Origin of the sequence: Calothrix sp. PCC 6303 (genome assembly GCF_000317435.1) — a bacterium.
GTDB lineage: Bacteria > Cyanobacteriota > Cyanobacteriia > Cyanobacteriales > Nostocaceae > PCC-6303.
On sequence record NC_019751.1, the window covers coordinates 3,835,638 to 3,853,840 of the forward strand.

At 40.3% G+C, this 18,203-nt stretch carries 17 protein-coding genes; 7 read left to right on the plus strand and 10 right to left on the minus strand.

The annotated features are described in order from the left end of the window. Window positions 1-14: 14 nt before the first annotated feature. Window positions 15-1,106, minus strand: a complete 1,092-nt coding sequence (locus CAL6303_RS15810; protein WP_015198817.1) for a WD40 repeat domain-containing protein — start codon at window positions 1,104-1,106, stop codon at window positions 15-17. A 257-nt stretch (window positions 1,107-1,363) separates the two neighbouring features. Here CAL6303_RS15810 and CAL6303_RS15815 point away from each other — a divergent pair, with 257 nt between their 5' ends. Next, the gene (locus CAL6303_RS15815) at window positions 1,364-2,002 is read left to right on the plus strand and encodes a bifunctional 4-hydroxy-2-oxoglutarate aldolase/2-dehydro-3-deoxy-phosphogluconate aldolase (RefSeq protein ID WP_015198818.1); all 639 of its coding nucleotides are present in this window, start codon (window positions 1,364-1,366) and stop codon (window positions 2,000-2,002) included. A gap of 19 nt (window positions 2,003-2,021) precedes the next feature. Beyond that, window positions 2,022-2,534, plus strand: coding sequence for a L,D-transpeptidase (locus CAL6303_RS15820; protein WP_015198819.1), 513 nt, complete (start codon window positions 2,022-2,024; stop codon window positions 2,532-2,534). 212 nt (window positions 2,535-2,746) lie between these two features. Here CAL6303_RS15820 and CAL6303_RS15825 read toward each other — a convergent pair whose 3' ends face one another. Further along, a complete protein-coding gene (locus tag CAL6303_RS15825; RefSeq protein WP_015198820.1) occupies window positions 2,747-2,977 on the minus strand; it encodes a CTB family bacteriocin in 231 nt (76 codons plus the stop codon). Between the two features lie 641 nt (window positions 2,978-3,618). On the opposite strand from CAL6303_RS15825, the gene CAL6303_RS15830 reads away from it, so the two are divergent. From CAL6303_RS15830 to CAL6303_RS15840, 3 genes are all read left to right on the plus strand, one after another. Further along, entirely contained in the window at window positions 3,619-4,674 is a 1,056-nt protein-coding gene (locus tag CAL6303_RS15830) for a DUF3365 domain-containing protein (protein ID WP_015198821.1), read from the plus strand. A 264-nt stretch (window positions 4,675-4,938) separates the two neighbouring features. After that, window positions 4,939-5,706, plus strand: coding sequence for a MinD/ParA family protein (locus CAL6303_RS15835; protein ID WP_015198822.1), 768 nt, complete (start codon window positions 4,939-4,941; stop codon window positions 5,704-5,706). Window positions 5,707-5,778: 72 nt separating this feature from the next. Next, window positions 5,779-6,669, plus strand: coding sequence for a c-type heme family protein (locus CAL6303_RS15840; protein WP_015198823.1), 891 nt, complete (start codon window positions 5,779-5,781; stop codon window positions 6,667-6,669). A gap of 120 nt (window positions 6,670-6,789) precedes the next feature. Here the strand turns inward: CAL6303_RS15840 and psbC are convergent, their stop codons facing one another. Further along, window positions 6,790-8,175, minus strand: a complete 1,386-nt coding sequence (gene psbC / locus CAL6303_RS15845) for a photosystem II reaction center protein CP43 (protein WP_015198824.1) — start codon at window positions 8,173-8,175, stop codon at window positions 6,790-6,792. After that, window positions 8,159-9,214 (minus strand): photosystem II D2 protein (photosystem q(a) protein), encoded by a 1,056-nt coding sequence (gene psbD / locus CAL6303_RS15850; RefSeq protein WP_015197105.1) that lies wholly within the window; start codon window positions 9,212-9,214, stop codon window positions 8,159-8,161. Before psbD ends, psbC begins: the two co-directional genes overlap by 17 nt. Before the next feature lie 728 nt (window positions 9,215-9,942). Between psbD and CAL6303_RS15855 the strand changes: the two genes are divergently transcribed. Next, entirely contained in the window at window positions 9,943-10,512 is a 570-nt protein-coding gene (locus tag CAL6303_RS15855) for a photosystem I assembly protein Ycf4 (RefSeq protein ID WP_015198825.1), read from the plus strand. A gap of 124 nt (window positions 10,513-10,636) precedes the next feature. On the opposite strand, the gene CAL6303_RS15860 is transcribed toward CAL6303_RS15855, so the two are convergent. From CAL6303_RS15860 to CAL6303_RS15875, 5 genes are all read right to left on the minus strand, one after another. After that, on the minus strand, window positions 10,637-11,776 hold the full coding sequence (locus CAL6303_RS15860) for a HetZ-related protein 2 (RefSeq protein WP_015198826.1): 1,140 nt from the start codon (window positions 11,774-11,776) through the stop codon (window positions 10,637-10,639). Beyond that, a complete protein-coding gene (locus CAL6303_RS31195) occupies window positions 11,721-11,882 on the minus strand; it encodes a hypothetical protein (RefSeq protein WP_015198827.1) in 162 nt (53 codons plus the stop codon). Before CAL6303_RS31195 ends, CAL6303_RS15860 begins: the two co-directional genes overlap by 56 nt. Before the next feature lie 517 nt (window positions 11,883-12,399). After that, window positions 12,400-12,738 (minus strand): carbon dioxide-concentrating mechanism protein CcmK, encoded by a 339-nt coding sequence (locus tag CAL6303_RS15865; RefSeq protein WP_015198828.1) that lies wholly within the window; start codon window positions 12,736-12,738, stop codon window positions 12,400-12,402. A 180-nt stretch (window positions 12,739-12,918) separates the two neighbouring features. Next, complete coding sequence (locus CAL6303_RS15870) at window positions 12,919-13,230, minus strand: BMC domain-containing protein (RefSeq protein WP_015198829.1); 312 nt, start codon at window positions 13,228-13,230, stop codon at window positions 12,919-12,921. Between the two features lie 100 nt (window positions 13,231-13,330). Then, window positions 13,331-13,594 (minus strand): DUF3146 family protein, encoded by a 264-nt coding sequence (locus CAL6303_RS15875; protein WP_015198830.1) that lies wholly within the window; start codon window positions 13,592-13,594, stop codon window positions 13,331-13,333. Between the two features lie 442 nt (window positions 13,595-14,036). Between CAL6303_RS15875 and CAL6303_RS15880 the strand changes: the two genes are divergently transcribed. Further along, on the plus strand, window positions 14,037-15,611 hold the full coding sequence (locus CAL6303_RS15880) for a PrsW family intramembrane metalloprotease (RefSeq protein WP_015198831.1): 1,575 nt from the start codon (window positions 14,037-14,039) through the stop codon (window positions 15,609-15,611). Between the two features lie 157 nt (window positions 15,612-15,768). On the opposite strand, the gene CAL6303_RS15885 is transcribed toward CAL6303_RS15880, so the two are convergent. Then, window positions 15,769-17,919, minus strand: coding sequence for a polyribonucleotide nucleotidyltransferase (locus tag CAL6303_RS15885; RefSeq protein WP_015198832.1), 2,151 nt, complete (start codon window positions 17,917-17,919; stop codon window positions 15,769-15,771). Between the last annotated feature and the right edge of the window lie 284 nt (window positions 17,920-18,203).

The following is an 18,203-nucleotide window of genomic DNA, read 5'->3' on the forward strand; positions in this document are numbered from 1 at the left end:
TGGGATATCTTCTGCTATTTTGTAATAGCGCGCATTTGAATGGGAAAATTAGATAGGTATGCTCCACCACCATGACCGATAGCCAAATTTTTACCATCGGGACTAAAACTGATGGTGCTGGGGTAGGAACGATCTAAATTTGAGTCTTTTGCTGCGGGAACTAAGGTTTTGAGAAGTTTTCCGTCACTAAGTTGCCATAATTTGACGGAAGCGTCGAGGGAAGCAGTAACGAAACTCGTACCTTGTGGACTCAATGCGATCGCTTTAATGCCTGCGATGGAGTTACTATTTTGAGAGCGGACTAATTTTCCACTTTCGGGATTAATGATTTTGATGTTGGTTTCGGAAGCTGCTAGGAGATTTTTCCCATCTGGAGTAAAGACAACGAAGGTGATGGGGTTGGGGTTTCCAGAGATGACACGGTTAGATTTCCCGGTTTTCAGATTCCACAGATGGATATTTGTATCTGTTTTCATATCTAAAGCACCTCCACCACTAACGAGAGTTTCCCCATCTGGACTGAATGCGATCGCTCTTACCCAACTATGATGACCTGTGAGGGTTTTTAGTAATGTACCTGTTTTCAGGTTCCATAGTTTGACTGTTTTGTCATAACTTGAACTTGCTAGGGTTTCCCCATCTGGACTAATTGTTAATGCGGTAATTCCAGAGGTATGTCCTTTGAAACTGAATAGAAGTTTAGGTTGGGATTTTTTCAGTTTGCCATTTTCTAAGTTCCAAACCCGAATAGTTTTATCGGTGTTACTTTGATTTGCACCTCCCGCACTAATTAAGATTTTGCCGTTGGCAGTGATGGCAACAGCATTTACACCATCCTTATGTCCCGGTAATGTGTAAATCAATTTGCGGTTTTTTAGGTTCCAAACTTGGATAGTTTCGTCAAAACCACCACTAACTAAAGTTTTACCATCTTCAGAAAAAGCTATTGCTGCGACATCCCAAATATGAGCGCGAAGGCTGTAATTTTGGTTAGAATCTACTTTGGTTTCTGCCTGAGTTGGACTAATATTGCCTATTCCAGTCAGTATATATGTCAAGGTTAAAGCAATGCTTGCTGTTTTGATTAGTACTTGTTGGTGATGCATGTTTGATTAATATCCGCTGATTTGTGTATCAATGTGTTTACACTCATACACAAAAAATAAGATTATTTGTAACATTATGCAACCTACCTGTTCACCTCACTTTAAAGAGGCAACAGGAAACAGCGTGCGAAAAAGTGGGGATTGAAACTCCAAAGAGGGATCTTTCCAGTCAGAAAATAGGAAAAACTGTTCCCTATTCCCTGTTCCCTTTTTTCGATGAATGATTGAAAATAAATCTGCCCAATGGTGGAACAATCATGTCGGACAAATCTTGGTTATTAAAATTGCGACAACATCGTGCAATCGCAGTAATTCGCTCGAATCAGATGGAAATAGCCTATAGTATGGCTCAAGCTGTAGCTGCTGGGGGAATGAAGCTAATTGAAATTACTTGGAATAGCGATCGCGCTGGTGATTTAATTAAGCAACTGCGTACAGAACTGCCCGATTGTACAATTGGGACAGGAACCTTGCTAAATATGGATGATTTGGAGAGTGCGATCGCATCAGGAGTAGAATTCTTATTTACACCCCACGTCAACCCTGAAATAATTCACACTGCAAATTTACAAAATATACCAGTCATACCTGGTGCTTTGACCCCCACAGAAATCGTCAATGCTTGGAATTCTGGGGCAGACTGTGTTAAGGTTTTCCCGGTTCAATCTCTTGGTGGAGTAAACTACATAAAAAGTTTACAGGCACCTCTCAGTAATATTCCCATGATTCCCACTGGCGGCATTACCTTAGCTAATGCTTACCAGTTTATCGAAGCTGGTGCCATTGCCGTTGGTTTGAGTAGTGAACTATTTCCCCAAGATTTAATCAAAGCCGGAAAATGGGACGCAATTTCCCAACTAGCCAAAAATTTAAATCAGCAAATCAATCAAATTTAGCAACTAGGCATCAACTCAGATGAAAAGCATAATTTACTCTCCCTGGATGCGCTCATTTAATGTTATTCTCCTAACTATATTTCTAATTTTAGGTGCTTTTAATACAGGTTCCCATGAGGTAACTGCCCAGCAGAAAAGCCAACGCATCAGCCAAGCAGTCAAAAGGCTCAAAAAATCACCACGACGTTGGATTCAAGTTGATATTTCCCAACAAAAATTAGTTGCTTGGGAAGGCAAAAATCCTGTTTACGCAATGCGAGTTTCTACAGGTAAAAGTAAAACTCCCACTCGAATAGGCATATTTAATGTTCAAACAAAACTCCGTCGCACCAGGATGCAGGGTAAAGATTATAATGTTCCTAATGTCCCCCATGTCATGTATTACTCCGGCGGTTACGGAATTCATGGTGCTTACTGGCACAATAAATTCGGAACACCAGCTAGTCACGGTTGTGTAAATCTCCGACCAAATCAAGCTAAACGTTTATATAATTGGGCATCACTGGGTACACCAGTAATCGTGCAAAGATAATAATTAGTATTTATAAACACAATTCACCTCTGAATTCGAGTCAGAATCAAAATTCACGGTTGTATAAGGTAGTGCAAGTCACATCCTTGCACTACAAATTTAAATATAGAAACAATTAACTAGTACAACACGGCGGAAATAAACCTACCATTCAATGCTGCTAAAAAGCTTATATAATCGTTTTTGTGCCTTCTTGCTTCTGCCTTGCAATACTAATTACCCGCATTCACATCTTTAAAAGAAAATCCATTCACTTGCTGTTCAGATGCTTGTGTTCCGGAAATAATTCCCGCCAAACCTGTTGCAAAAAGTGAACTTAACTGATTTCTTTCTGAACTATATGCAGCCACTTCAACATCTGCTATGTTACCACCAGCAATTGAATCCAAATCCTCGTTAGATAATTCAATTGCTGCACTAGCGATCATCATTCCAAATAGCATAATATTCCCCTTAAATGTAAAGTTTTGAGTATATTTCGCAAAATTAAAACCGCGACACTAAAAACCGCTGATTCCTTTGTATAGGGGTGAAGATCTTTTTTTATGCAGCTTAATCCTAAATTGAATGGAAAATGCTAAAAATCTAGAGTCTATTTTAGATCAGTCAGGGTAACTAAAGGCTGGAATGCCCTAAAAATAGGATACATCAGATCTCTATGGATTTTTTAGCTGCATAATTCACATCCTGCATAAACCCCAAAACCTATCCCTATATTCACAATAAGCGGTATCAAACCGCCTTAAGTTGAGGTTGTTGGAAACTCGAAGTAACCTTCACAATTATGGTGAAGGTTATTTCTTTAATTACTTTCAACTCTATATATTAATAAATTGTGTAAATTTCTACTCCATACAATTAAGTTAACAACGATGATCTAAATAGTAATCAAAAATTATCGAACACAAGGAGTAACATATAAAAATATAAATATTAATAACGACTAGTACAGCGCGGTGTAAATAAATAGACCATTATTTAATCCTGAAAAGCTAACTAATAATAGGCTTTCCTCTACTGCCTACTCACTACTGCCTTGAGGTACTAGTCATCAAAACTTAAATTAATTAATAATGGTAACATTATGTTACGTAATCTTAAATTAGCTACTAGATTTACTCTACTTTTATCACTAGTCTTTATCATCACTACTATCGTTAGTGGCATCACCCTATCCAATGCCCTAGAACATCGCGCAGAACAAGAAATTAACGATCGAGGAAAAATAGTTCTACAGATGGTTGATTCGGTTAGAGATTATACCGAAAATAACGTCAGTCCTTTACTAGAATCAAAATTAGAGTCACAAAATCAATTCATCTCAGAAACAGTACCAACATTTTCTGTGAGGAAAGTTTTTGATTATTTAAGCCAGCATCCAGAGTATAAAAACTTTATTTATAAAGATGCGACTCTTAACCCAACAAGTCTTCGGGATAAAGCAGACGAATTTGAAACTAGAATTATTGAGCGTTTTCAAAAAGAACCAGGAAAAGATAACTTATCAGGTTTCCGAACTCTATATGGTGATAGGCTATTTTATAGCGCTCGTCCCTTTGCCATCACAAAAGAAAGCTGTCTACGGTGTCACAGCACCCCAGAAGTAGCACCAAAAAGTTTAATTATGACTTATGGTACAAAAAACGGTTTTGGTTGGAAGCTAAATGAGGTAATTGGTACTCAAATTATTTATGTTCCAGCAAATAAGGTTTTCGACAATGCTCATAAAACTTTTTCCCTAGTGCTAACTATTTTCCTAATTATATTTACAATCGTCATTTTATTTATTAATTTACTGCTCCAACAAAACGTTATTCAGCCCATCAAACCTTTAGCTGAACTGGCTAAGAAAATCACCACAGATTCTATTACTTCGGATCTCGGAGTAGAAACAGAAATTAAACAAATCGATATTATTACAAATCGGACTGACGAATTAGGACAATTAGGTAAAGTTTTTCAGAGAATGATCCGCGAAATTCACATACGTGAACAAAAATTGAAACAACAGGTTCAGGAATTAAAGATTGAAATTGATAGCAAGAAACGCGCTCGTCAAGTTTCAGAAATTGAAGGCTCAGAATATTTTAAGCAGCTAAAACAGGAAGCGAAAGATATTCGCAAAAAGTGGGATAAGTAGATGATGCTTAAACTCAAGCTAGCACTAGTGGCAAAAAATAGTATATTATATCTATCGCCATAATTAAGCTTAATTTTAGCCAGAAAAAGCGTGAACCATCTTGATTATCAACATGTGCATAGCGATTTCTAATCTTTGTAAAATACGCTAATCCTACTGCTTTTTCCTTCTGGAAGGGAGTGAGGGTTAGATCAACGTATTGAATACAACTAATAAGCGCTATATTTATAACTCTATATTTACTCAAATAACTAAGGAACAATCATGGCTCAAGTTATTTCAATTCACTCTTTCCGTGGTGGTACTGGAAAATCAAATGTTACGGCAAATATCGCAACTATTCTCGCTCGTTCTGGTAAAAGAGTTGCAATTGTTGATACCGATATTCAATCACCAGGAATTCACGTTCTTTTTGGATTAGATGAGGGGAAAATTAAATATACTTTAAATGATTATCTATGGGGGCGTTGCCCAATTGAAAAAGCTGCCTATGACGTAGGAACACTTATTAAAGCAAAACAGCCATCAACAGTTATTAAAGGTAGCATATTATTAATTCCCTCTAGTATTAAAACTAGCGAAATTTCACGCATTTTGCGAGAAGGTTATGACGCACGTAAATTAAATGATGGTTTGCAAAATTTAGTACGTCGCTTGAAGCTAGATTATCTGCTAATTGATACTCACCCTGGAATCAACGAAGAGACTTTACTATCAATTATTATTTCTAACGTTTTAATTGTTATTTTACGTCCCGATAGTCAAGATTACCATGGTACAGCGGTAGCGGTGGATGTTGCCCGCAAATTAGAAGTACCAAAAATGATGCTAGTGGTAAATAAAGCCTTACCAAGTTTGAATTTTGATTCCCTTAGACAACAGGTACAAACTGCCTATAACACCAAGGTTGCAGGAATTCTACCTGTTTGTGAAGAGATGTTTCAATTAGCCAGTAGTGATATATTTTGTCTGCGTTATCCAAATCATCCATGGACTCAGGAGGTGAATGCGATCGCACGGCAGCTACTATAAAGTTAAAATGTAGAAACTATGTTGATAAATTGTCAATAACTCAGCCCTAAAGGGACTGAGCTTGTAATTTTTATGAAAATTGAAACCAAAGTTAATATACTTTTAGCCATAGTTTTCACATTCGGCATGTTGACTAGTGGTGTGACCTTATCCAATGCGCTTCAGCAAAAAGCAGAAAATGAAGTCAACTCCAAGGCTTTACTTTTGCTAAAAATGGCTAATTCAGTCAGGGAATATACAAATAATAATATTAATACTTTATTAGCACCGAGCTTAGAAACCCAAGATCAATTTATCCCCGAAGCGATACCATCATATTCAATTCGCTTAGTATTTGAGAATTTACGCAAAAATCCCGAATATAATAATTTTAGATATAAAGACGCAGTTACTAATCCCACTAGTTCAAAAGACCAAGCTGATGCATTCGAGTTGGGATTAATTGATAATTTCAATAAAAATCGCAGCTTAACATCCAAAACTGGATTCACTACAATTGACGGGAATAAATTGTTCTATAGTGCAAATCCTCTTATCATCAAAGAAGCAAAATGTCTACGCTGCCATGGTACACCAGAACAAGCACCCAAAAGTCAAATAGCTACTTATGGTGCCAAAAATGGCTTTAATTGGAAGCTGAATGTTGTCATTGGAACACAAATTATTTATTTTCCGGCTCAAAATATCTTCGATGCTGCGTTTCAGTCTTTATCAAGAATGATGTGGCTTTTAATTATCCTATTTACGACAATTTTGATTCTGATGAATGTTTTTTTGAAAAAAATTATATTACAACGGATTAAAAAAATATCGTCAGCCGCAAAGAAAGTCAGTACTGGGGCAATGGATGCTAACTTTGAAAATAATTATCAAGATGAAATTGGTGATTTAGCAGAAGCTTTTAATCGGATGAAACGCAGTTTAGAAATTGCTCTTAATTTGCTAAATAAAACTAAATCATAAAAAAATATAGTTTAGATCCTACCTATCCAACAAAGTAAATATTAAAACATTAAAAAAGCCCCTGATATCACACAGGGGCAAAACGATTGTCAATAATCAAAGGAAAGGAAAGTCTATAAACTAATCCAGTTCATTCATTGACATTACTGGTTCGTTTTCACGATCGATACCTCTCTCAAAGCCACCAGCAGCAGCACGAGCGCGTCCCGCGTGCCATAAGTGACCAATAAGGAAGAAGAAACCCATCACGAAGTGGAAACATGCCAACCACGCACGAGGAGAAACGTAGTTGAAAGAGTTGATTTCAGTTGCCACACCACCAACAGAGTTCAAAGAACCCAGGGGAGCGTGGGTCATGTATTCAGCCGCACGGCGAGCTTGCCATGGTTGAATATCGTTCTTAACTTTATCCAAGTCAAGACCGTTAGGTCCACGAAGAGGCTCTAACCAAGGACCACGGAAATCCCAGAAGCGCATGGTTTCACCACCGAAGATAATTTCACCGGATGGAGAACGCATCAAGTATTTACCAAGACCAGTTGGACCTTGAGCAGAACCGACGTTAGCACCTAAGCGTTGGTCACGGATCAAGAAAGTCAAAGCTTGAGCTTGTGATGCTTCAGGACCAGTAGGACCAAAGAATTCGCTGGGGTAAACAGTATTGTTGTACCAAACCATACAGGAAGCGATGAAGCCCATCATGGACAATGCGCCTAAGCTGTATGAAAGGTAAGCTTCACCAGACCAGATGAAAGCGCGACGTGCCCAACCAAAAGGCTTGGTGAGAATATGCCAAATACCGCCAGAAATACAAATTAATGCAATCCAGATGTGACCGCCAACAACATCTTCTAAGTTGCTAACGCTGACGATCCAACCGTCTCCACCGAAGGGAGATTTGATCAAGTATCCGAAGATAATTGCTGGATTTAGGGTTGGGTTAGTAATGACGCGAACATCACCACCACCTGGTGCCCAAGTATCGTACAGACCGCCAAAGAACATTGCTTTGAGGACTAACAAGAGTGCACCACATCCTAAAATAATGAGGTGGAACCCGATGATGTTGGTCATCTTGTTCTTATCTTTCCAGTCATAACCGAAGAATGAAGAGTATTCTTCTAAGGTTTCTGGACCACGGACTGCATGGTAAATACCACCAAATCCTAAGACAGCAGAAGAAATTAAGTGAAGTACACCAACTACAAAGTAGGGGAAAGTATCAATTACTTCACCGCCGGAACCAACACCCCAACCTAAAGCTGCCAAGTGGGATAGCAAGATAATACCTTGCTCGTACATTGGCTTTTCAGGTACGAAGTGGGCGACCTCAAACAAGGTCATGGCACCAGCCCAGAATACTATTAGACCAGCGTGGGCAACGTGCGCGCCCAGCAATTTTCCAGAAAGGTTGATCAGACGAGCGTTACCCGACCACCAAGCAAAGCCTGTGGATTCTTGGTCACGACCGCCCATAGAAATGGAGCTATTAGAGAGCGTTACCACGTGGTAGTACCTCTTCAGGGAATACAAATTTTTCGTGAGGCTGATCTTGAGGAGCCATCCAAGCGCGGATACCCTCGTTTAACAAAATGTTCTTGGTATAGAAAGTTTCAAATTCTGGGTCTTCTGCTGCACGCAATTCTTGCGATACGAAGTCATAAGCCCGCAGGTTTAATGCTAAACCAACAATACCAACTGCACTCATCCACAACCCGGTTACGGGTACGAAGAGCATGAAGAAGTGTAACCAACGTTTGTTGGAGAAAGCGATACCGAATATCTGTGACCAGAAACGGTTTGCTGTCACCATCGAGTAGGTTTCTTCTGCTTGGGTAGGGTTGAAAGCGCGGAAGGTGTTGGATGCTTCACCGTCTTCAAACAGGGTGTTTTCTACTGTTGCACCGTGGATTGCACATAACAATGCTCCACCCAATACTCCTGCTACTCCCATCATGTGGAAGGGGTTGAGTGTCCAGTTGTGGAACCCTTGCAAGAATAATAGGAAACGGAAAATTGCTGCTACTCCAAAGCTAGGTGCGAAGAACCAGCTTGATTGTCCCAAGGGGTACATCAAGAAGACGCTGACGAATACTGCTATCGGTGCTGAAAATGCGATCGCGTTGTAAGGACGAATCCCAACTAATCGTGCAATTTCAAATTGACGCAACATAAAGCCGATTAATCCAAAGGCTCCATGTAGGGCGACAAATGCCCATAGTCCTCCTAGTTGGAACCAACGGGTCAAGTCTCCTTGAGCTTCTGGTCCCCACAGCAACAACAAGGAATGTCCCATGCTGTCTGCTGGTGTTGATACTGCTACTGTTAGGAAGTTGCATCCTTCAAGGTATGACGATGCTAATCCGTGAGTGTACCAGGAACTGACGAAGGTTGTACCGGTCATCCATCCACCTAATGCCATAAAAGCACAGGGGAATAAGAGGATTCCTGACCAGCCTACAAACACGAAGCGATCGCGTTTTAACCAGTCGTCCAGTACGTCAAACCACCCTCTACTGGGGGCGCGTCCTACTGCGATGGTCATCTGTTTTCTCCAATGGTTTTACTAAAAATTGCAACGTTTTCTGTAAAAAGTTAACGTTTTTTTGCGACAGTCTCAGTTACCACTCAGGGTTTCCAAGTTTATGAGAGGTTCAAATACCTGAAGGTACCTCCTCTCATGGGGCTGCCGAAACCACTGCTGCGAACTAGTTAACTAGTGCGTAGTTTCTTAATTGTTCTTAACTTATCACATTAATGCTGTTTTGCGCCCACTCCATACAGGTAAATTGGGTATAAAACACTCTTTACTACCGCCCAACTTGCTACTATCAGTATCAGAAATTTTACAATCTGACACAGATTTTCTCAGAAACATCTGCAAACTACTGAATCAGTGATCAGTTGACGGTTATTACATTTTCTGATTACTCAGCGGTTTTGATTGACTTTGAGTTCAACACTTAACTGCTTGTGAAGTCAGGTTAAGAAAAATTTCATCCGACCCTAATCAAAAATATAAAATGCCGGAATGCATTAGGGCAAATATTAAATTTTTATTAATTTTTGAAGTGGCATTTGATCAACTTAAGGAAAGTTTCGCCATTATTCGGGCAAGAGGTCTGTGTTCTTGAATGCTTTGCGGTCATTTACGAAAAGATCGCTAACTAAATTCTTGAAAAGTTATCAAGATATTGCCAAGGCTTGCATTAAATCATCAGACAATGGCAGACTCTTAAAGGGAGTATTTTGAAGTGCAGTGCGATAGCTAAAATGACGGTATCAACAACCATAGACAAAGGCAATCAGGTTTTACATCAAAAGGTTCTCGGTTCCCGTCGGTTCAGCAACTACTGCTGGGCAATGATCGTTTCTATGGGAGCAACAGGCTTCTTTCTAGCCGGGATATCTAGTTACTTGAAGGTTAATTTACTCTTTGTTAGTGATGCTACTAAACTGGTATTTGTCCCTCAAGGATTAGTAATGGGGCTATATGGTACTGCGGGAATACTTTTATCCCTGTATCTATGGCTGGTAATCATTTGGGATGTGGGTGGAGGATACAATGACTTCAATCGGGAAACTGGAAAAGTGAAAATTTTTCGCTGGGGTTTTCCAGGTAAAGATAGGAAGATTGAAGTTATTTGCTCAATCCGCGATGTCCAGTCAGTACGTCTAGAGCTAAAAGAGGGTATTAGTCCTAAGCGAGCTTTATATTTGCGGGCTAAAGGTCGCCGTGATATTCCTCTAACAAGAGTTGGACAACCCATCTCGATTCAAGATTTGGAGATTCAAGGTGCTGAGTTGGCGAGATTTTTGAGTGTTCCTTTGGAAGGACTTTAAGAATATAGGCTGGAGCTACTCAAAAAATTGTAGCTCCAGCACCGCTGTTCTACTGGCAAATAGTCGAACACAGGTGTGGAGCTTGCGGGAAAGTTCAAATCAAAACTTCAAGTATTTTGATATTTTATTCTTTGCTTCTCAGTTCTTGGGCTGTAAGGTAAATTTTTGTCCATTCTCCCACAACTTGATGGGCTTTAAATTTGAGTTTTAATGCGATCGCTTCGTTGTCAAAATCAGCCTTTTTCAAGTCAATAATCTGTCTTTGCAGCGGTGTTAATTTTTCTAACAATTTCTGCCATTCTTCAATTGTTAGTCCCAAATTATGCTCTTCCAAAGAAGTACCTAACCAAGCATTTACCAGTTCTGGTTTGTTTTTCATAGCGAAAACCCGGACAGCATGGTAACTCACTTTTTCCCTGAGACGGTAGATATCTTTGATTGGTTTTTCCATCTTTTTAGCGATCGCGTCTTGGGATTTACCCTCCAAGTAGAGTTGCAGCCAGATTACTGCTTCATCTCCCACATTATCCTTGAGGTAAGTTTCAAATTCTTCTTTGACTTCGCTACGTAAACCTTGCTGTTCTTGTAATTCCTGCTCTTCTATATAATCAGCGATCGCTTGATTATCAACTAGGTTAATCCGATTGTCGCTATCATCGGTTAGAACCTCCTCTGATACCAGCTTAACTAAGTCACTAGTCGGTACTTGAGTTAAACCACCCCGTTGTGTACGACGTAAATAGTTAACAAAGCGATACACCAACAATGGTTGGTTCCGTACTGGTCTTAAACAATACTCTTCTACACTGGCAAAAAGTAGAGCATTTTGTAATCTAGGATCACTGCTAAATGTAGTAATACTAGCCATTTGTTGCTGCATATAGTTATCACTTTGCAGCAGTTCTTGAATTACTTCTTGGAGAACATCCAACACACTGCGTTGACGATCTCGACTTAGAGCTACCCAAGTCTGAATTTTGTTTCGCAGCGTGACTAAACTCCCCAAACGATTAATTAAGTTACGATAAGCAATATCCCGACCTTTACCAAGATATCGTTGCTGAAGAATTCGCCAGCGGTATTCCATCGCTTGTTTAGCGATATGTAAATCTCTGGGACTTTTGCTTAGTTCCTCAAATCGTTCTAAATCGCTTCCCAAAAGCCAGGAAACAATACTTCTACGAATACTTTCACTTTGCTCTGGACACTCAGCCATCAAGCGCGATTGCCAATTTTGTGCCAGTTGTTCCGCAATCGTTGTCATAGTGAGATTGCGCTCCTCGAAACCCTGTTTTAAAGTCTGCATCACAAACCCTTTCCCACTTCTGTTTTGATCCGGTAGCTGCACCCAATTTTGACGATTCCATCATCACGTTCCAGCCTCTCTACTTTACTATTACGTTTTGACTTACTAGGTTTATGCAGGTTTGGTGCAATGTTTATGAATTCTTCTCAGAAAACCTTAATAATTCTTGGTCAAAAAGCTTTAATTTTTGTAACGTAGATATATCTGACATCTTGTGGGATGTTAGTAAAGCTAGAATTTTATTTACCTGATGCACGATATTCATTGTGGTAGACATAGGACTTACACAATTCTAAGATGCTATTTTCCGGTTAAAGGTTTCACCTCAAATCATTTATTTTGGTATTTTTTATCCTAACTAGTGCTATTGTGTCAGCAAATGAGATTTTAGCTAGCAAGCGTTAATGAAAAATTAAATAAATTTGCCGTTAACTGGTAAGTATATGTAGTTATTATGAAAAAAACACCAATAACTTAAAAGTACCCCTATGGGTACTTTTAATAACCTGAGCAAATTTAAACGTTAACAGTCCTTCTGGGAAGGAGACTGTCAAACTTGGATATTATTTCGTATGAGTTGATTATCTGCGAACTATGGGATTATTAACTGAATCTCGATATTGTTGCACTTCATCTGTATAAGCGATGGGCAAAACAGCTTCAACGTTTTCATGAGGACGAGGGATAATTACCCAAGATTCCAGAGTACCACCGTGGCAGCTTTCTGCTGCTTCGATCCCCGCAGCCATGGCAGTTTTAACTTCCGAAACATCCCCACGAATGTTAATGGTAAAACGAGCACTACCAACTCTAATATAACCAACCAGGGTGACGCGTCCTGCTTTCACCATTGCGTCTGCTGCTGCTAATACAGCAGGAAATCCCTTGGTTTCGAGTGCTCCAACTGCCTGTAGTGACATTAGTAATCTCCTGTATTTCTAATATAAATGTATTGGTGTGGCGTGGGGCTGGTTGTCTGGCAGTTCTGACATCTTTTAAAGCTATTGCCGTCTTTGATTTGAACCCGATTAAACTTCACCCTATGACTAATGCGAAGCCAACACAACGTGTTAGCCAACGATTCGGTTGATCACACTAGCCTAAAACAGACGGAAAGGTTCAGATGCACTGGTAAAGTGAATCGGTAACACCGTTTCGATATTTTCTGGCGGATTGGGTACCACATAATAGGTAATAACCTCTCCACCAAAAGTTGCTTCGCCAGCTTCTATACCCGCGTCAACGGCTCGTTTGACTTCGGCTACATGACCTCGCACGGCAACTATGAGCCGACCACTTTCGGCGATCCCATAGTAGACAATGGTGACTCCAGCAGCTTTCACCATTGCATCTGCTGCTGCGAGTACAGCAGGAAATCCTAAAGTTTCGATTACTCCGACAGCCTGAGGCATGGCTTGAATTTTCCCAAGATTAAAGCGAAGGCAATACTAATTGTACGTGGATTTATTGCATATTTAACGCGAATTGTGACTTTATCTACCAACTCCTACTTTATAGCTCTGCCCGAATTGTAAAAGCATAATCGCCTCCTGGCTCCAATTGATAATCTTTCTGCTCTAAAAAACGACCTAGAGGCTCTTTAATTAAGGCTCTACCCTGGGATGGTCTAACTGCCAATTCTCCCTGGTGGAAATGCCATTTAAATTGCCATTCAAAATCGCCCGCTCGCACTTCGCCTTCGAGTAAGCCTTCTTGCCAGGATTGGCGGATAATCCTGACGTGCGCTGTGGTTTCAGGTAGACGTTTAGCACTCACAATGCTTTTGGTCAAGGGGAGACAACTGTTGCGTCATTATAGCTTTACCAATATAAAAAATAAATCAAACATTGATGACAATATAAGTAGGCGGGCATAAACATTGATCGTTACCTATCGTTGAGATGGGCAGCAGGCAGTCCAAATGTTGAAGAAGGCAGTAGGCAGTAGACAGTGGGCAGTAGGGGGTTTAATCCCCCTACCTTGATAAAAATTCACCAATACAGATGTAAATCTCCTCCATGATGAAACCCGGAGTTTCTTGAGCGAGTCAAATATGTCATTGTGTGTTTTCTGATCATTTGATTGCGTATTCCACTAAGTAATAACTCTTTAAACAAACACAATATGATGCGTATTTCTGCGGTTGTAGATAAATCAATTTCAAAGCCATTTTGGGAGTATTAATTTGAATTCCGATCTCCTGTCTAAATGATTTACTATGATGCAGTCGAACGTTCTTGAACATGCCAGACAAGGCGATCCGCAGGCGATTGCCTTACTGATGAATCGTTCGCTAAAACCCCAAGGTATCAGTGTAGAAGCGGTTCTGGAAGAACACTGTTTACTATTTGAAGTCAATTCTGAGAAAGTTCCTGATCAGGAAGCCTTAGTCAAATTTATCCACAAAGGGATGAATAATTTGAGGGTAAAATCAATCCAAAAAATTATCATCTCGGCTCAATTGGTTAATCAAAACTCAATAGCTTGGATACAGGAATTAGATTTAGAAAAAGTGGACTTTGGCGAATTAGACGTTAAAAATTCTCAATTAAATACATCACAACCAAAAAATAATAATTTCGAGCAAGATAAAGTTGCTAATGATATCCAATTAATTAAAACTAGATTAAATACTGCCTTTCACCAGCATAACTTTCATCTAAATATCAATTTAAAAAATAATTGTTTACAAATACTCATAGAATCAGTCTCGGTTCCTAAGCAATCTTTAGTAACGGCGATTATTCGTAAAGAATTATCACCTTTAGAGCTTCAATCCTTACCGCTGATTAAGGTCTATGGTAGAGAAATTGGTGAAGACTTACCTGCTTGGTTTCAAGAGTTTGAAATAGGTGAACAGAAACTCGTAGCAGTTAACGCATCTAATAAACAAAATGCAAATCCTGAATTCTTGTCAGTTTTACGGACATTTAAATTTGCCTCTGTTGTTCCTTATAAAGATGCCCTGAGCCGCGAACTTTATAGTAGTAATAAAGTTAAATTACTATTATTTTTCGGATTATTTCCCTTAGCTGTGAGTTTGCTAGCTTACACATCAAATTTGGGGGCAATTGTCTTTATTTTAGGCATCTACTATTCTTCAATTTGGGCAGTAGTTTTATATAATTTACTAAAACCAGCAGCATTTTCTTGGAGTAATACAATTAAGTGTGCTTTATTTACAGCTTTTATTGGTATCCCCATCTTACTACTTGCTCAAGGTATACCCCCATTTACCTATCTTTACGCGGCAATTAGGCAAGAGGGAATTCTCCTGAAAATGATTGGTTTTATTCTGGGAGTTGGGGTTTTAGAAGAATCATGTAAGGCTTTACCAGTTTACTTATTTTTACTACGTCCAGGTAAATTAAAAGATCCCTTAACATCAGCATTTTATGGTGCAATTTCTGGTTTAGGATTCGCCATTGCCGAAGGTGTAAGCTACTCTTACAAATATGCCAATAGTTTAGCCGCAGGAGATACTGATTTAGGGCTGTATGTTTTGCTTAATACTATTAGGTTTGTATCGTTGCCTTTATATCATGCCATTTGGGCAGGAATTGTCGGTTATTTTATGGGATTAGCGGCAATTAACCCATCTCGACGAGGTTCAATTATTTTGATTGGCTTATCAGTTTCTGCCATATTACATGGTTGTTATAATACTTTTTCCAATGGCTTAATTGGTTTTGCAATTCTTGCATTTTCAATTCTGTTATTTGTAACTTATCTCAATCGCAGTCAACAAATAGTTGATGAAATGCAAAAAGCTGAATTTAGTTACAAAAAGTAGTTGATGATACGGCGATGCCTACGCAACAGGCATCGCAGATTTCAGATTTGCGAACCGTTAGTTGGTTTTCGTGTCGCAATTCTGAATCTTTATTTTATAGACGCACAAAGTGCGCCTGAGAAAAAGTTAAACCAAAAGTAATTGAATTAAAATCGGTTTACTTGGTTGCCGCTTCACGCGCTGCGGTTGCTTGATCTGGATGGATGTTTAAGCGAGTTAAGTTAACTCTACCTTTGCCATCAATTTCTCGCACTTTGATGATGACTTCATCGCCAACTGCGACTTCATCCTCAACTTTACCAACACGATAATCGGCAAGTTGGGAAATGTGAATCATCCCCTCTTTACCAGGTAAAAATTCGACAAAAGCACCAATTGGGATAATTCGTGTAACCTTACCTAAATAAACATCTCCTTCGTTGAGTTTGCGTGTCATTCCTTGGATGATGAGACGAGCTTTTTTGGCTTTACTTTCATCTACAGCGGAGATTGTCACGGTTCCATCATCTTCGATGTCTATTTTGGCACCAGTTTCTTCGGTAATACCCTTGATGGTTTTACCACCGGGTCCAATCACCAAGCCGATCATATCTGGGTCAATTTTGATGGTGAGAAGACGTGGTGCGTAGGCAGACATTTCAGCACGGGGTTTATCGATAGCTTGGAGCATTTTCTCCAAAATATGTAAGCGTGCGGATTTTGCCTCGTTTACAGCTTGGGCGATGATATCTAAGGATAAACCAGAGATTTTCATGTCCATTTGTAAAGCGGTGATTCCGGAGTCGGTACCAGCGACCTTGAAATCCATGTCTCCCAAAAAGTCCTCAATTCCTTGAATGTCAGTGAGGATGCGAACTTCGTCTCCTTCTTTGATTAAACCCATGGCAGCACCGCTGACGGGTTTAGAAATGGGTACACCTGCATCCATTAATGCCAAGGTGGAACCGCAGACTGAACCCATGGATGTGGAACCGTTGGAGGAAAGAACTTCTGATACAACACGGATTACGTAGGGGAATTCGTGTTTTGGTGGTAACACAGGGATCAATGCTCTTTCCGCTAAGGCACCATGTCCAATTTCCCTACGTCCTGGGGTGCGGAGGGGTCTGGTTTCTCCTACGGAGTAGGGGGGGAAATTGTAGTGGTGGATGTAGCGTTTTTGTTGATCTGACTGTAAGTCGTCGTTGAGGTTTTGGGCATCTCCTGGTGTTCCCAGGGTACAAGCAGACAGGACTTGAGTTAGTCCTCGGTTAAAGAGTCCGGTACCGTGAACCCGTTTGGGGATAATTCCCACTTGGCAGGATACAGGACGAACCTGGTCAAGTTTGCGACCATCGACACGGACATTATCCTCGACGATTTGGCGGCGCATCAACTTTTTGGTGATGTCCTTGAAGGTGTTGCCTAGGGTTTTGCTATTGGCAGTTGCGGCAAGTTTAATGGAATCATCTTCTGGTAGTTGCGCGATCGCTTCTTGGATTCCAGCCTTAACTTCGTCTAAAGCTGCGTCCCTTTGAGTTTTGGTAAATTCAAATTGTGCCAGAATTTTCTTGATGTCAGCCGTCGCGCGATCGCCGATAAAATTCTCTAAACTTGCATCAGCTTCAGGGGGTTGTTCCTGAACAATTTTCAAGTCCAATTCTGCCATCAAATCTCGCTGCGCTTGGATCAAATCTTGCACAGCTTCATAACCAAACTCGATCGCTTCGATGATGTCCCGTTCTGGTAACTGGTTTGCCCCAGCTTCCACCATGATCACCCCATCAGGTGAACCTGCTACTACCAAGTCTAAATCACCAGCTTCGATTTCTGCGTAGGTGGGATTAATGACAAAATCATCCCCCACCAAGCCGACACGCACGGCTGCCATGGGACCATTAAAGGGGATTCCTGCCAGTAGGGTGGCAATGGAGGCACCTGTAACAGCTAATACATCAGGAGGTACCAATTCATCCATCGACATGGTGACAGCGACCACCTGTAAGTCATCTCGCAACCAAGAAGGGAACAAAGGACGTAAAGGACGATCGATCAAACGGCTGGTGAGAATTACTCTTTCTGGGGGACGACCTTCACGTCGCATTATCCCCCCAGGAATTCTTCCAGCAGCATACAACCGCTCTTCATAATCAACTGTCAAAGGCAAAAAATCAATGCCGTCTCTGGCTTGCGATCGCGTAGCTGTAACTAATACCGCTGTATCTCCAGATTGTATCAAAACAGACCCACCAGCCTGGGGAGCCAACAAGCCGACTTTCAGCCGAATATCCCGTCCGTCAAAGGATATTGACTTCTCAAATTCTCCCATTCAGTTTCTTTTCCTTCTATACTCGCTATTCTTGCTCTGTGGCAATCCTAACATTTATGTACTATGGCTGGCTGGGGTGAAACATAAAGATCGAAATCATTTCCCACATTACCTGTGGCGTTCACCTCGCTACAGCCGTTGTACAATAAATCCAGTATTGCAAATATCATTGCATCCCTTTGGGAAGCTTGGGCTAATGAAAAACACTCCCAAGAGCTTTTTATGACTAATTTTTGTCCGCAAATCTCCTCAATTTGTACTTCCTGTCTTCTAAATCATCTCTA